This window comes from Kocuria palustris (genome assembly GCF_016907795.1).
Taxonomy (GTDB): Bacteria; Actinomycetota; Actinomycetes; order Actinomycetales; family Micrococcaceae; genus Kocuria; species Kocuria palustris.
In genome coordinates this window covers 73630-88145 of sequence record NZ_JAFBCR010000001.1, presented here as the reverse complement: position 1 = coordinate 88145, position 14516 = coordinate 73630, and the positions used below count along the sequence as shown (strand labels likewise).

Sequence of the window (14516 nt, the reverse complement as noted above, 5' to 3'; positions counted from 1 at the left end):
AGGCAGGGCCTTGCCGGCCGACGTGCCACCTTACCAGCTCGGGCGCCCCCGAACGGGGACGCCCGAGGTGGCAGGTCAGGAGGAGCTGGAGATCACAGGACGTCGTCGTCCATCCAGCCCAGGGTGCGCTCCACGGCCTTGTCCCAGTTGCGGGCCAGGCGCTCGCGCTCCTTCTTCTTCATGGTGGGCTCCCAGCGCTTGTCCTCCTCCCAGGCGGCGGCGACGTCGTCGATGCCGTCCCAGAACCCGACGGTGATGCCGGCCGCGTAGGCAGCGCCCAGCGCGGTGGTCTCGATGTTCTTGGGCCGGATCACCGTGGTGTTCAGCAGGTCGGCCTGGAACTGCATCAGCAGGTCGTTGGCGCTCATGCCGCCGTCCACGCGGATCTCCTTCGGCGCAGCGTCGGCGTCGGTGTCCATGGTGAGCACCACGTCGCGCGACTGGAAGGCCGCCGCTTCGAGAGCGGCCCGGGCGATGTGGCGCTTGTCCACGTAGCGGGTCAGGCCCACGATCACGCCGCGGGCGTCCGGGCGCCAATGCGGGGCGAACAGGCCTGAGAACGCCGGCACGATGTACGCCCCGCCGTTGTCCTCGACGTCCGCGGCCAGCTTCTCGGTCTCGGAGGCCGAGGAGATCAGGCCCAGGTTGTCGCGCAGCCACTGCACGAGCGAGCCGGTCACCGCGATCGAGCCCTCGAGGGCGTAGACGGGCTTCTGGTCCTCCATCTGGTAGGCCACCGTGGTGATCAGCCCGTTGTCCGAGCGCGTGAGCTCCGTGCCGGTGTTCATGAGCACGAAGTTGCCCGTGCCGTAGGTGTTCTTGATCATCCCGGGCTCGAACACGGCCTGCCCGAACGTGGCCGCCTGCTGGTCCCCCAGGATGCCCGCGATCGGCACGCCGTGCAGCAGGCCCCGGCGACGGACCTCGCCGTAGACCTCGAGCGAGGGGCGGATCTCCGGGAGCATCTTCACCGGCACGCCGACCTTCTTGCAGAGGTCCTCGTTCCAGTCGAGGGTGTCGATGTTCATCAGCAGCGTGCGCGAGGCGTTCGTGACATCGGTGATGTGCACCGAATCCGGCTTGCCGCCGGTCATGTTCCACACGAGCCACGAGTCGATCGTTCCCGCGAGCAGCTCGCCCTTCTCGGCGCGCTTGCGGGCGCCCTTCACCTCATCGAGGATCCAGGCCATCTTGGGCCCGGCGAAGTAGCTGGCCAGGGGCAGGCCGGTGCGCTCCCGGAACAGCTCCTCGCCGTGCTTGTCGGCCAGATCGTCCACGGCCTTCTGCGTGCGGGTGTCCTGCCAGACGATCGCGTTGTGGATCGGCTTGCCGGTCTCCTTCTCCCACACCACCGTGGTCTCGCGCTGGTTGGTGATGCCCACACCGGCGATCTGGTCGGCGGAGATGTCGGCATCGGCCAGGGCATCGCCGACGACCTTGCGGACGTTGCGCCAGATCTCCTTGGCATCGTGCTCGACCCACCCGGCGCGCGGGAAGATCTGCTTGTGCTCCAGCTGGGCCGAGGAGACGGCCCGGCCCTTCTGGTCGTAGACGACCGCCCGGGTGCTCGTGGTGCCCTGGTCGATCGAGATGACGTGGGTCTTCTCCGGATCCAGCCCCTTGCTGGAAGACCCCTTCGACGACGCCTTCGTGGCGGAGGCCGTGGCCGACGAGGCCTTCCCCTTCGCCGAGGACTTCGCGGAGGCCGACGATGCCGCCCTCTTCGGCTTGGGGCTGGCGCCCGTGGCCGCCTTCTTGGCCGAGCCGCTGCTGCGCCTGCGCTCGTCCTTGGTCTCGGCTTCTGCCTTCTTGCTGCTCTGGGACATCGTCGTCTCCTGGGCTCGGATCCCCTCGGGGACCGCTGGTGGGTGGGCCGTGTTCGGTGGCCTGCGGATGGGTCGGGACGGGGCATGGGCCCCGGGGCGAACAGGTCAGACCATGGCGCGCACGAGCAGCCCGGCCAGGACGGCGCCGATCAGGGGCCCGGCGATCGGGACCCAGGCGTAGGACCAGTCGGAGCCCCCCTTGCCCGGGATGGGCAGCGCGGCGTGGGCGATGCGCGGACCGAGATCGCGGGCGGGGTTGATGGCGTAGCCGGTGGGCCCGCCGATGCTCGCGCCGATGCCGACCACGAGCAAGGCCACGGCCAGCGGGCCGAGCTCGGAGGGGGTCTCGCCGAAGACGAGGATCACGGCCACCAGGACGAAGGTGGCGATGACCTCGGTGATCACGTTCCACGGGGCGGAGCGGATCTCCGGGCCGGTGGAGAACGTGCCGAGGATGGCGCCGGGGTCATCGGCTGCGTCGTAGTGCTTCTTGTAGGCCAGCCAGACGAGGACCGCTCCCAGGAACGCGCCCAGGATCGTGGACACGAAGTAGACCGCCGTGGAGGCCGCGCTGACGGCCACGCCGGGGGCGTACTCCTCGGCGCCGGAGACGAGCATTCCCATGGTCACGGCGGGGTTCAGGTGCGCCCCCGAGGCCCAGGCCAGGTAGACGCCTGCGAAGACGCCCAGCCCCCAGCCGAAGCTGATCAGGAGCCAGCCGCCGTCGTGGCCCTTGGTCCGGGGCAGCAGGACGTTGGCCACCACGCCTCCGCCCAGGATGATCAGCACCGCTGTGCCGACCATCTCCGAGAAGAAGACCTGACCGAGGCCGATCTCGGCCGCCTCCTGCGCCTGGGGCAGCAGTGCCTGCCCGTGGATGCCCATCATGGATCAGTCTCCGATCGTCTCGGCGTCGCGGTCGCGCGCCCCCTGCTGGTCGTCGCCGTGGACGGTGCGCACGCGCAGCCCCTCCACGACCGGTTCGGCGGACTCGCGAGCGTGCTCGGCCGCCGGGTCGTCCTCGGTCCGTGCCGCTGCGTCCTCGGCGGCGCTGCGGGAGCGGTAGGCCTCGACCTCCCGATCGCGGTGCTGGCCGTCCCAGCCGAGCTCGGCCGCGGCCAGATCCGCGATCTCGTCGACGGCGGCATCGCCGTGATGGGGTGCGGAATAGGTGAGGCGGGTGCGGGTGTCCAGAAGGTCCTCGAGGTGCAGTGCGCCCTCGGCCCGGCAGGCGTGGACGATCTCGGCGCGCAGGTGGACCGGTGCGCCCTCCAGAGGCCGCTCCAGGGACGGGTCCTCCTGGATCAGCGCCAGCACGGCATGCAGGTCCGAGCCGTACCGGGCGATCAGGTCGTTCAGGCGCTGCTCGGTCCAGATCTCCGGGTCCTGGGAGTCGGCGCGCAGCTCCTCGAGCAGCAGCGGGATCCGCGCGCGCAGCCCGAAGACGCCGTCAGCGCCGTGGAGCAGCGTGCGGTCCGTGATCGAGGGGCGCTTCTGCGCCTCCTCCTCGCCCAGGGCCAGGTCCACTGCGTCCTGGGCCATGATGCGATAGGTGGTCAGCTTGCCGCCGGCGATGCTCACGAGCCCCGGCACCGGCTCCATCACCGTGTGCTCGCGCGAGACCTTGGTGGAGGCGGTCTCCTGGCCGTCGCGGGTCACCGGCTGCAGCAGCGGGCGCAGGCCGGCGTAGACGCCGATGACGTCGTCGCGGGTCAGCGGATCCGCGAGCACCTGGTTCGCGTGCTCGATCACGTAGTCGATGTCCGCCCCGGTGGCCGCGGGGGTGTCCAGGGACTGCTCGTAGGGGGTGTCGGTGGTGCCGATGATCCAGTGATGCGCCCACGGGATCACGAACAGCACGGACTTCTCCGTCTGCAGGATCAGCCCGACGTCGCCGCGGATCCGCTCGCGCGGCACCACGATGTGGATGCCCTTGGAGGCCAGCACCTTCAGTCCCGCATCCGCTCCGCTGAGCTCCTGCAGGCTCTCCGTCCACACGCCGGTGGCGGAGATGACGGTCGAGGCGCGCACCGCGAACTCGCGGCCGGTCTCCTTGTCCCGCACCAGCGCGCCCACGACGTTCTGCCCGTCCTGGAACTCGTCGTCCTCGCGCAGCAGGTCGATGACCTCCGCGCGGTTGGCCGCCAGGGCCCCGTTGGCGGCGGCCGTGCGGATGAGGGTGAGCACCAGGCGGGCGTCGTCGACCTTGGCGTCCCAGTACTTGAAGGCCCCGACGGAGGCGTCCTCGCGGAAGTCGGGGAACTGCTCGAGCACCTCCTCCGTGCTCAGGTGCTCGCGCTTGGGCAGCGAGGTCACCTTGGAGTTCAGATGCGCGAGGGTGTCGTACAGGCCGATGCCCGTGCCCACGTACGGGCGCTCCCAGCCGCGGTGCAGGGGGTAGAGGAACGGGACGGGCTCCACCAGGTGGGGGGCCAGCGTGTACAGCAGCCGCTCGCGCTCCCCCAGCGCCTCCGCGACGAGCTTGACGTCGAGCTGCTGCAGGTAGCGCAGGCCGCCGTGGACCAGCTTGGAGGACCAGCGCGATGTGGCCCCGGCCCAGTCCTGGCCCTCGACGATCCCCACCCGCAGGCCGCGGGTGGCCGCATCCAGGGCGATGCCGGCGCCGGTGACCCCGCCGCCGACCACGAGGACGTCGAGCTCGGGGCCGTTCTCCATCTGCTTCAGGGCGCGAGCGCGGGAGTCGGGGTTCAGCGCAGATCGGTCAGTGGTGAAGGTGCTGTTCGCCATGGGGTCTTCCTCTCCTCCTGTCACGCGGTCCGCGCGAGCTCGGTGCCCGATACCCGGCGTCCCATGTGACGATAATCATGATTGGGGCTCAAGTGGTGCGCAACGCCGGTCAGGGGCCGTCGCGGATGATGCCGCGCAGCTTGCGCGTGCGCTGCTGCAGGTCTCGGTCATGGCCGTAGGCGGTGGGCAGGTAGTAGTCCCGGCCCACCAGCTCATCCGGCGGGTACTGCTGAGCGGCCACGGCGTTGGGGGCGTCGTGGGCGTACTGATAGCCGCGTCCGTGGCCCAGCGACTGCGCGCCCGGATAGTGGGCATCGCGCAGGTGCTGGGGCACGGGACCGGCCTTGCCCGCGCGGACATCGGCGATGGCCTGGTCGATCGCCAGGTAGGAGGCGTTCGACTTGGGGGCGGTGGCCAGCAGGACCGTGGCCTGCGCCAGCGGGATCCGCCCCTCCGGCATGCCGATCAGCTGCACGGCCTGGGCCACGGCCACCGCCGTCTGCAGGGCGGTGGGATCTGCGGTGCCGATGTCCTCCGAGGCGGAGATGATCAGCCGCCGGGCGATGAACCGGGGGTCCTCCCCGGCCTCGATCATCCGGGCCAGGTAGTGCAGCGAGGCATCGACGTCCGAGCCGCGGATCGACTTGATGAAGGCCGAGATGACGTCGTAGTGCTGATCGCCGTCGCGGTCGTAGCGCAGCGCTGCCCGGTCCATGGCCTCCGTGGTGTGTTCGACGGTCACCTCCGGGACTCCACTGGCCTCGGGAGTCTCCGGATCGGCCTCCTGCGTCTCCGGCTCGCCGTCGTCCTCGGCTGCGGCGGGCTGCTCGGAGTCCGGCGCGGCCGCCTCGGAGAGCGCGACGGCCGCAGCCGCCTCCAGCCCCGTCAGGGCCTTGCGTGCGTCCCCTCCGCACAGCTCGAGCAGGTGCTCGCGCGCCCGCGGCTGCAGGGTGACCGCGCCGTCGAGACCGCGCGGATCGTCCACCGCGCGGTCGATCAGCTCCCCGATGTCCTGCCGCTCCAGCGGCTGCAGGGTCAGCAGCAGCGACCGGGACAGCAGCGGGGAGATCACCGAGAAGGACGGGTTCTCGGTGGTCGCTGCCACGAGCACGACCCATCCGCGCTCGACGCCGGGCAGCAGGGCGTCCTGCTGGGCCTTGGTGAAGCGGTGGATCTCGTCCAGGAACAGGACGGTGGTGCGCCCGTGCAGGTCCCGGTCCTTGAGCGCCTGGTCCATGACCCGGCGGACGTCCTTCACGCCGGCGGTGATGGCGGACAGCTCCACGAACTTGCGGTGCGGCCCGCGGGCGATGACGTGGGCGATCGTGGTCTTGCCGGTGCCGGGCGGCCCCCACAGCATGATCGAGCTGGGTCCGGCCGGGCCGGTGTCCTCGCCGGCCAGCACGCGCAGCGGCGAGCCAGGGCGCAGCAGGTGCTTCTGGCCCACGACCTCGTCCAGGGTGCGCGGGCGCATGCGCACCGCCAGCGGAGACGGCGAGCGGCGCCCTCCTGCTCGCGAGCGGGCGGCCCCGCGGCTCTGCGACGGCGCGGCGACGGACTCCGGGTCCGGATCGGGGTCCGGCTCCGGCTTGAGATCGAACAGCGAGGTGTCTGTCTGGCTCGTCACCCTCTCAGGCTAGGGGCGGCCTCCGACACCGCAGGCGCGACGGCCATCGCGCCCATGGGCTCGCAGCGCGATCACGGCCGACGGGGCCCGCGGAGGAAGACCCCTCAGTCGCGCCGCGGCCGGCCGAGCTGCTCTGAGTCCAGGATCAGGGTCACGGGGCCGTCATTGACCAGGCTGACCTGCATGTCCGCCCCGAACTCGCCGGTGGGGACCTCGAGCCCGAGCTCGCGCAGCCTCTGCGCGTACGCCTCGACGATCGGCTCCGAGGCCTCGCCCGGGGCCGCCTGAGACCACGACGGACGCCGGCCCTTGCGGACGTCGCCGTAGAGGGTGAACTGGCTGACCACCAGCACCGGAGCGCCCAGATCCGCGCAGGAGATCTCGCTGCGCTCGTGATCGGACATGATCCGCAGACCGGCCGTCTTCTCGGCCAGGGCGGCGGCCGTCTCGGCATCGTCGCCGTGGGTCACGCCCACGAGGGCCACCAGGCCGGGGCCGTCGAAGGACCCGACCGTCCGGGGGCCGTCGGAACCGGGGATCGTGACGGAGGCGCCGCGCGCTCGCTGCAGGATGACTCGCATGACGCCCAGTCCATCACGGTCCTGCGCCCGCCCGCGATCTCAGCTGCTGGACACCAGGCGGTGCTCCCGGGCCCACTGCTCGATCAGGCGGACGGTCTCGGGCATGTGCTCGCCGGAGGCCATCTCGTGATCGGCACCGCGCATCATGCGCAGCTGCGCGCCGTCGCCCAGCCGGCGCGCGGTCGCCTTGGCGATGCCCGGGGCCACGCAGCGGTCCTCCGTGCCGCCCACCACCAGCACCGGGCTCTGGATATCCGCCGGATCCACTGCCGAGGCGTGCGCCCGATCGAGGAACCACAGGCTCATCTCCCGGTAGGCCCGTCCCGACTCTGCGCAATGCGCGCGATGACGCTGCGCGTTGTCCTGACGGTCATGGACGTTGGCGATCCGCCTGTCGAAGGTCTCCAGCGACACCGGCCACATGGGTCGGCTGAGCAGCCAGGTGAACGCATGGGGCCCCCACAGCCGCAGCATCGACGGGTAGAGAGCCAACATGCCCCGGCTGGGCGCCGGGGACAGCAGCACGACACCGGCGTTCGGCACCCGGGCAGCCAGCAGCTGAGCGAGCAGCCCGCCGAGCGAGTGGCCCAGGATGATCGGGGCGGTCTCCATCTGCTCGACCTCGCGCTGCAGGTCATCGACGTAGTCGGTGAGGCTCAGCGCCCGCACCTTCTGCGCCAGATCCCACACGTCGTGGGTCTGCGGCGTGCCGTGATGGCGCAGCGTGGGCGTGTGCACGCGCAGCCCGAGCCCGCGCAGCTCATCGGCGAACGGGCCCCAGCCTTCGCCGCTGCCCCACGTGCCGTGGATCAGGATGATGTCCTGCTGGGCCATGCTCGGCTCCTGTCGTGGTGGTCCTGGCGCGGCGGGCGGACCCGCTCAGCCCTCGGTCGGCGCCGAGGGCTGCTCGCCCTGATCCTCGCGGACGTCCTCCGCAGCGGCCGCCTTCTTCGCCTGCGGCTCGGGCTTGGCGTCCACGCCCGCCTCCTTGCGCTGCTGCGCGGTGATGGGCGCGGGCGCGGCCGTCAGCGGGTCGTAGCCGTTGCCGGTCTTGGGGAAGGCGATGACCTCGCGGATGGAGTCCGCTCCTGCCAGCAGGGCGATCACGCGGTCCCAGCCCAGGGCGATGCCGCCGTGAGGGGGCGCGCCGAAGGAGAAGGCGTCCAGCAGGAAGCCGAACTTCTCCTGGGCCTCCTCCTCGGACAGCCCCATGACGCGGAAGACCCGGTCCTGGACGTCGCGCTGGTGGATGCGGATCGAGCCGCCGCCGAGCTCGGTGCCGTTGAGCACGATGTCGTAGGCGTAGGCCAGGGCCTCGCCGGGGTTCTCGTCGAACGTGTCCAGGTACTCCGGGCGCGGGGAGGTGAACGCGTGGTGCACGGCGGTCCACGCTCCGGAGCCCACGGCGACGTCCCCGGAGGCTACGGCGTCGGAGGCCGGCTCGAACATGGGGGCGTCGACGACCCACACGAAGGCCCAGTCGTTCGGGTCGATCAGCCCGGTGCGGTGCCCGATCTCCACGCGCGCAGCACCCAGCAGGGCGCGATAGGGCTTCGCCTCGCCCGCGGCGAAGAAGATGCAGTCGCCGGGCTGCGCGCCGGTGGCCTGGGCCAGGCCGGCCTTCTCCTCGTCGGTGATGTTCTTGGCCACCGGACCCGAGAACTCGCCGTCCTCCTTGTAGAGGATGTAGGCCAGGCCCTTGGCACCGCGCTGCTTGGCCCACTCCTGCCAGGCATCCAGCGTGCGTCGGGGCTGGGAGGCGCCGCCGGGCATGACCACGGCACCCACGTACGGGGCCTGGAACACGCGGAACGGGGTGTCCTTGAAGTACTCGGTCAGCTCGGTGAGCTCCAGGCCGAAGCGCAGATCGGGCTTGTCCGAGCCGTACTTCTCCATGGCCTCGGCGTAGGTCATGCGGCGGATGGGGGTGGGCACCTCCACGTCGATCAGCGACCAGAGCGCCTTGACGATGGCCTCGCCGAGCTCGATCACGTCGTCCTGCTCGACGAACGAGGCCTCGATGTCCAGCTGCGTGAACTCGGGCTGGCGGTCGGCGCGGAAGTCCTCGTCGCGGTAGCAGCGCGCGATCTGGAAGTAGCGCTCGAGACCGCCGACCTGCAGCAGCTGCTTGAACAGCTGCGGCGACTGCGGCAGGGCGTACCAGGAGCCCGGGGCCAGGCGCGCCGGCACCAGGAAGTCGCGGGCGCCCTCCGGGGTGGAGCGGGTCAGCGTGGGCGTCTCGACCTCCAGGTAGTCCTGCTGGTGCAGCAGCTCGCGCACCACGCGCGAGGCCTCCGAGCGCAGCCGCATGATGCGGGCCGGCTCCGGGCGGCGCAGGTCCAGGTAGCGGTACTTGAGGCGAGCCTCCTCGCCGACCTCCACGTGCTCGTCGATCTGGAACGGCAGCGGGGCCGCGGTGTTGAGCACGGTGACGGTCTCGGCGATGACCTCGATCTCGCCCGAGGGCAGGTTCGGGTTCTCGTTGCCCTCCGGGCGGCGCTCGACGGTGCCCTGGATCTGCAGCACGAACTCGTTGCGCAGCGGGTGGAAGTCCTTCTCATCGCGCACGACCACCTGGGCCACGCCGGAGGCGTCGCGCAGATCCAGGAAGGCGACGCCGCCGTGGTCGCGACGACGGTCCACCCAGCCGGTCAGGGTGACGGTCTCTCCGATGAGCTCGGCGTTCAGCTCGCCGAGTCGATGAGTGCGCAGCACGTGGGACTTCCTTCTGGTCGTGGTCGTCGTGGGGCCTCTCCGGCAGGATGCGCCGACGGCCTCTGCGGTGTCCGAGGGCGACAGCCGACCCCGGGCCCGTTCATGGCGGGTTCACCGGGGATCTGTAGCGTCGCCGCCGTCGAGTCTACAAGCCGGGGATGACGCTCGCCCCACGGACCCGGCCCCACCGCCGCGCCCCCCCCAGGAGATCCGTGAACGCCTCGCCCGCCCAGCCTCCCGCCGCCTCCCCCGCACACGATCCGGACGAGCTCGCCCGCAGGCTGGGCGCCTCCGACGCCGCCGTCATCGGCGTGGGATCGATGGTGGGCGCGGGCGTCTTCGTGGCCTTCGCCCCGGCCGCCGCGCACGCAGGCTCGCTGCTGCCGGTCGCGCTGCTGCTGGCGGCCGTCGTGGCCTGGTGCAATGCGACCTCCACGGCTCAGCTGGCCATGGTCCACCCGAGCTCCGGGGGCACCTACGTCTATGCGAACCGCCAGCTGGGGCAGTGGGCGGGCTTCACCGCCGGCTGGGGCTTCGTGACCGGCAAGACCGCCTCGGCCGCCGGCATGTCGATGGCCTTCGGCCTCTACGCCGCCTCACTGCTCGGGATCGACGACGCCGATGCCGCAGCCCGAGCCCTGGCGGTGGCCGCGATCGTGGTGCTGACCGGTGTCAATCTGGGCGGGATCACCCGCACCGCCGGGCTCACGCGGATCCTGGTCTCCGTGGTCCTGCTGATCCTGGCCGTCGTGGCGGGTCTGGCCGCAGCCGCCCTGAGCGCGAGCACGGTGTTCGGCGCGGGTCCTTCAGCGCAGGGAGGCGGGGGCGGTGCCCTGGGCGTGCTGCCCGCTGCGGGTCTGCTGTTCTTCGCCTTCGCCGGCTACGCCCGTGTGGCCACCATGGGCGAGGAGGTCCGGGACCCGCAGCGCACCATCCCGCGGGCGATCCTGGGGGCGCTGGCCTTCGTGCTCGTGGTCTACCTGGTGCTCGCTGTCCTGCTGCTCGGGCTGCTGGGGGCAGGAGGGCTGGCGGACTCGTCGGCCCCGTTCCTCTCGGCCTCCCAGGAGATCTCCGCCCGGCTGGGGCTCGGCGACGGCGCGGCGACCGCTCTGTCGGCGGCCGTGACGGTCGCGGCGGCGGCCGGCGCGCTGGGCGCCCTGCTGGCCCTGGTCGCCGGGATCTCGCGCACGTCCCTGGCGATGGCGCGAGATCGCGACCTGCCGGGGTACCTGTCCCGCATCTCGGGACGGCAGGTGCCGTGGGCCTCGGAGCTGACCACCGCCGTGGTCGTGATCGCGCTGATCGTCCTCACCGACCTGCACACCGTGATCGGCTTCTCGTCCTTCGGCGTGCTCGTCTACTACGCGCTGGCCAACCTCTCGGCGCTGACCCTGCACGAGCGCCCGCGCTGGGCGCCCAGAGCCCTGAACATCGTGGGCCTGATCGGATGCCTCCTGCTGGCCTTCTCGCTTCCGTGGCAGTCCGTGGTGGTGATGCTCGCGATCTTCGCCGTGGGCTTCGCCGGGCGGGCCCTCGTGCTCAGTCGCCGGAGCTGACCGGGGCACCGACCGACGGACGCAGGTCCTCGGCCGGGGGCATCCAGGCGGCGGGATCGGCCGCAACCTGCTCGCCGGAGCGGATGTCTTTGACCTCGTGGGTCACCGCGCCCGACTCGTCACGGTTCGAGAACCAGACGAACGGGATCCCGCGGCGATCGGCGTGGCGGATCTGCTTGCCGAACTTGGCGGCCGAGGCCGAGACCTCGCAGGAGATGCCGCGGGAACGCAGCTGCTGGGCGACGTCCTGCGCCTCGGACCAGGAGTCCTCATCCACCAGGGAGATCAGCACGGCGGTGGGCACTGAGCGCGAGGCCTCGGCCAGCCCCTGCGAGAGGATGCGCGAGACCAGGCGGGTCACACCCACCGAGAGCCCCACGCCCGGGAAGGTGCGCTTGCCGGAGGAGGCCAGCGACTCGTAGCGACCGCCGGAGCACACCGAGCCGAGCTTCTCGTGGCCGACCAGCACGGTCTCGTAGACGGTGCCGGTGTAGTAGTCCAGGCCGCGGGCGATCGACAGGTCAGCCACGAGCTTGCCGGGAGCGCGGCGCACGGCCTCGGCGACGACCTCCTCGAGCTCGGCCAGGCCCTCGTCGAGCAGCTCGTCCTGGACGCCGAGGGCGCGGACCTGCTCCACGAAGGAGGCGTCCTCGGTGCGGATGCTCGCCAGCTTCAGCGCGGCGTCTGCCTGCTCCTGCGTGGCGCCCACGTTCTCGATGAGGTTCGCCGCCACGGCCTGGGCGCCGATCTTCTCGAGCTTGTCGATCTCGCGCAGCACGGCGGGGGCGTCGTGGAGGCCGATGCCGCGGTAGAAGCCCTCGGCGAGCTTGCGGTTGTTGACCCGCAGCACGAACTCCGGGATGGGCAGCTTCGAGAGGGCGTCGATGATCACCAGGGCCATCTCGACGTCGTAGCGGAACGGCAGTGCGCCGTCGCCGACGACGTCGATGTCCGCCTGCGTGAACTCGCGGGCGCGGCCCTCCTGGGGGCGCTCGCCGCGCCAGACCTTCTGGATCTGGTAGCGGCGGAACGGGAAGTTCAGGTGCCCGGCGTTGTCCACGACGTAGCGGGCGAACGGCACGGTGAGGTCGAAGTGCAGCGCCAGCTGGCCCTCCTTGGGACCGCCGTCCTCGTCCTCCTGCAGACGGGAGACGCCGTAGACCTCCTTGTCGATCTCGCCCTTGCGCAGCAGCTGATCCACGGTCTCCACAGCGCGGGTCTCGATCGAGGAGAACCCGTGCAGCTCGAAGGTCTCCCGCAGCGTGTCGAGCACGTGCAGCTCCACGAGCCGCTCCTGCGGGAGCCACTCGGGGAAGCCGGAGAGGGAGGTCTTGCTGGCCATGGGGCGTCGTCTCCTGAGGATGCTGAAGGGGGTGGGCACACAGTACGGGACCGTCCGAACCATCTTAGGCGCCGTGGGATGCCGGGGCCGAGGAGCACCGATTCCTGGGGGCCGTCGTCCCGTCTGGCTACGATGGGCCGCGTACAGCGTCCGCGCGCAGCCAGCGCCGGGCCACGACAGGCTGCCCAGCTCCCCCGGAGCGAGCTCCGGGATCGCGGGTCGGCACGAGCGAAAGAGTTCCAGCGGTGACTGAGCGTCTCGAATCCGACGACAACTTCCTCCCGGCGACCGAAGCGGCCGCCGATCCCGACTCCGCGGCTGCCGAGGCTGCGGCTGATGCCGACGCCGCCCAGGCGGAATCGGCTGCGGGCGAGACCACGGTGGCTGAGCTGGCCGAGGAGGAGCAGACCCGCATGGCCCAGGCGCAGGCCGACGGCGAGGACGTGGCCGGCGAGATCGCCGATGCCGTCGCCGTCGAGGAGGCCACGGCCGCAGAGGAGAAGGAGGCCGCGGATCAGGCTGTGATCGAGCAGGCCGGTGCCGCCGAGGACGGCGAGCCGTCGGCCTCCACCATCCCGGCCGCCGAGGCCGAGTCCCCGGCTGAGGAGACCGCAGCCCCCGCCGAGCCGCAGCCCACCGAGTCGGAGAAGGCCCCCGAGCAGGCCGCCGCCCAGGAGGCCGCCGCGCGCCCGTCGGCTCCGTCGCCGGCTGCGCCCACGCCCGCTTCCGCCGCGCAGGCCCCCGCGCCCTCGAGCGCACCGGCTCCGTCCACGCCCGCGCCGTCCGAGGACGTGACCCCCGAGCAGCTCGAGGAGGCCCGCGCCTTCGCCGAGGTCGACGACGACGGCAGCGTGCACCTGCTGATCGACGGCGAGAAGGTCCTCGCCGGACAGGTCCCGGACGTGCCGAAGGACGAGGCGCTGGCATACTTCGCCAAGAAGTTCCTGGAGGCGCGCACCCAGGTCGAGCTGCTCGAGCAGCGCGTGGCCGCCGGCGCTCCCGCCGGGGACCTGACCCGCAGCCTGGATCGCGTGAAGTCCCAGCTGGGTGAGCGCAAGCTCGTCGGCGACGTCCCCGCCCTGGAGGCCCGCCTGGAGGCGCTGCGCCCGCGCATCAAGGAGCTGGAGGCCGAGCACCGCAAGGCCGCCGATGCCGCCCGCGCCGAGAACCTGGCCCACCGCGAGGCCATCGTGGCGGAGGCCGAGCAGATCTCCGCGCAGGAGCCCGAGAAGACGCAGTGGAAGCAGTCCACCGCTCGCATGAACGAGCTCTTCGAGGCCTGGCAGGCCCATCAGAAGTCGGGCAACCGGCTGTCCCGCAAGGACGAGGAGTCCCTGTGGAAGCGCTTCCGCGGCGCTCGCACCACGTTCGACCGCCACCGTCGCGCGTTCTTCTCCAAGCTCGACGAGCGCAACGCCGAGGCCAAGAAGACCAAGCAGAAGCTGATCGCCGAGGCCGAGGCCCTGCAGTCCTCGACCGACTGGGGGCCCACCTCCGGCAAGTATCGCGATCTGATGGACCGCTGGAAGGCCGCCCCGCGCGCTGGGCGCAAGGACGACGACGCCCTGTGGGCCCGCTTCCGCGCAGCTCAGGACGTGTTCTTCAACGCCCGCAAGGAGGCCGACAAGGCCGTGGACCGCGAGTTCGCGGCCAATCTTGAGCTGAAGGAGGCCCTCGTCAAGGAGGCCCGCGAGCTGCTTCCGGTCACGGACGCCAAGGCCGCCAAGAAGAAGCTGTCCTCCATTCAGGCACGCTGGGAGGAGATCGGCAAGGTCCCGCGCGGCGACTTCAAGCGCATCGAGAACGAGCTCGGCGAGGTCGAGGACGCCGTCCGGGAGGCCGACTCCGGCGGTCGCATCAAGGCCGCTTCGCAGACCGAGGTCCGCTCCAACGCCATGACCGCTCAGGCGGAGGAGAAGCTGGCGGATCTGCAGGCCAAGAAGGAGGCCGCCGAGTCCGCCGGCGACACCGCCAAGGCCAAGAAGCTGGACAAGGAGATCGAGAGCGCGCAGTCGATGCTCGAGATGATCCGCCGCTCCGCCGCCTCGCTGTGAGCTGACCGCCTCTGCCGCGCCGGCTGAGGCGCCCCGCCCGATGGCCCCGATCCGTCCCAGGATCGGG

10 protein-coding genes are annotated in these 14516 nt (G+C 71.4%); 2 read left to right on the top strand and 8 right to left on the bottom strand.

What is annotated here, in order from left to right; genetic code table 11:
- Positions 1-92: 92 nt before the first annotated feature.
- From glpK to aspS, 7 genes are all read right to left on the bottom strand, one after another.
- Positions 93-1826, bottom strand: a complete 1734-nt coding sequence (glpK, locus tag JOE55_RS00380; RefSeq protein WP_239546328.1) for a glycerol kinase GlpK — start codon at positions 1824-1826, stop codon at positions 93-95.
- Positions 1827-1931: 105 nt separating this feature from the next.
- Entirely contained in the window at positions 1932-2714 is a 783-nt protein-coding gene (locus tag JOE55_RS00375) for an MIP/aquaporin family protein (protein WP_204781666.1), read from the bottom strand.
- Positions 2715-2717: 3 nt separating this feature from the next.
- Positions 2718-4574 carry a glycerol-3-phosphate dehydrogenase/oxidase gene (locus JOE55_RS00370; RefSeq protein ID WP_204781665.1) on the bottom strand — a complete coding sequence of 619 codons (1857 nt, stop codon included), beginning with the start codon at positions 4572-4574 and terminating at the stop codon, positions 2718-2720.
- Positions 4575-4683: 109 nt separating this feature from the next.
- A complete protein-coding gene (locus tag JOE55_RS00365) occupies positions 4684-6201 on the bottom strand; it encodes an AAA family ATPase (RefSeq protein ID WP_204781664.1) in 1518 nt (505 codons plus the stop codon).
- A 104-nt stretch (positions 6202-6305) separates the two neighbouring features.
- The gene (gene dtd / locus JOE55_RS00360; protein WP_204781663.1) at positions 6306-6782 is read right to left on the bottom strand and encodes a D-aminoacyl-tRNA deacylase; all 477 of its coding nucleotides are present in this window, start codon (positions 6780-6782) and stop codon (positions 6306-6308) included.
- A gap of 39 nt (positions 6783-6821) precedes the next feature.
- Entirely contained in the window at positions 6822-7616 is a 795-nt protein-coding gene (locus JOE55_RS00355) for an alpha/beta hydrolase (RefSeq protein WP_204781662.1), read from the bottom strand.
- A 45-nt stretch (positions 7617-7661) separates the two neighbouring features.
- Positions 7662-9497, bottom strand: coding sequence for an aspartate--tRNA ligase (aspS, locus tag JOE55_RS00350; protein WP_204781661.1), 1836 nt, complete (start codon positions 9495-9497; stop codon positions 7662-7664).
- A gap of 212 nt (positions 9498-9709) precedes the next feature.
- Between aspS and JOE55_RS00345 the strand changes: the two genes are divergently transcribed.
- The gene (locus tag JOE55_RS00345; protein ID WP_204781660.1) at positions 9710-11053 is read left to right on the top strand and encodes an amino acid permease; all 1344 of its coding nucleotides are present in this window, start codon (positions 9710-9712) and stop codon (positions 11051-11053) included.
- Here JOE55_RS00345 and hisS read toward each other — a convergent pair.
- Complete coding sequence (gene hisS / locus JOE55_RS00340) at positions 11037-12395, bottom strand: histidine--tRNA ligase (RefSeq protein ID WP_061711238.1); 1359 nt, start codon at positions 12393-12395, stop codon at positions 11037-11039. The two genes, JOE55_RS00345 and hisS, sit on opposite strands and share 17 nt — an antisense overlap.
- A gap of 245 nt (positions 12396-12640) precedes the next feature.
- On the opposite strand from hisS, the gene JOE55_RS00335 reads away from it, so the two are divergent.
- Positions 12641-14449 (top strand): DUF349 domain-containing protein, encoded by a 1809-nt coding sequence (locus JOE55_RS00335; RefSeq protein WP_204781659.1) that lies wholly within the window; start codon positions 12641-12643, stop codon positions 14447-14449.
- The last annotated feature ends 67 nt before the right edge of the window (positions 14450-14516 follow it).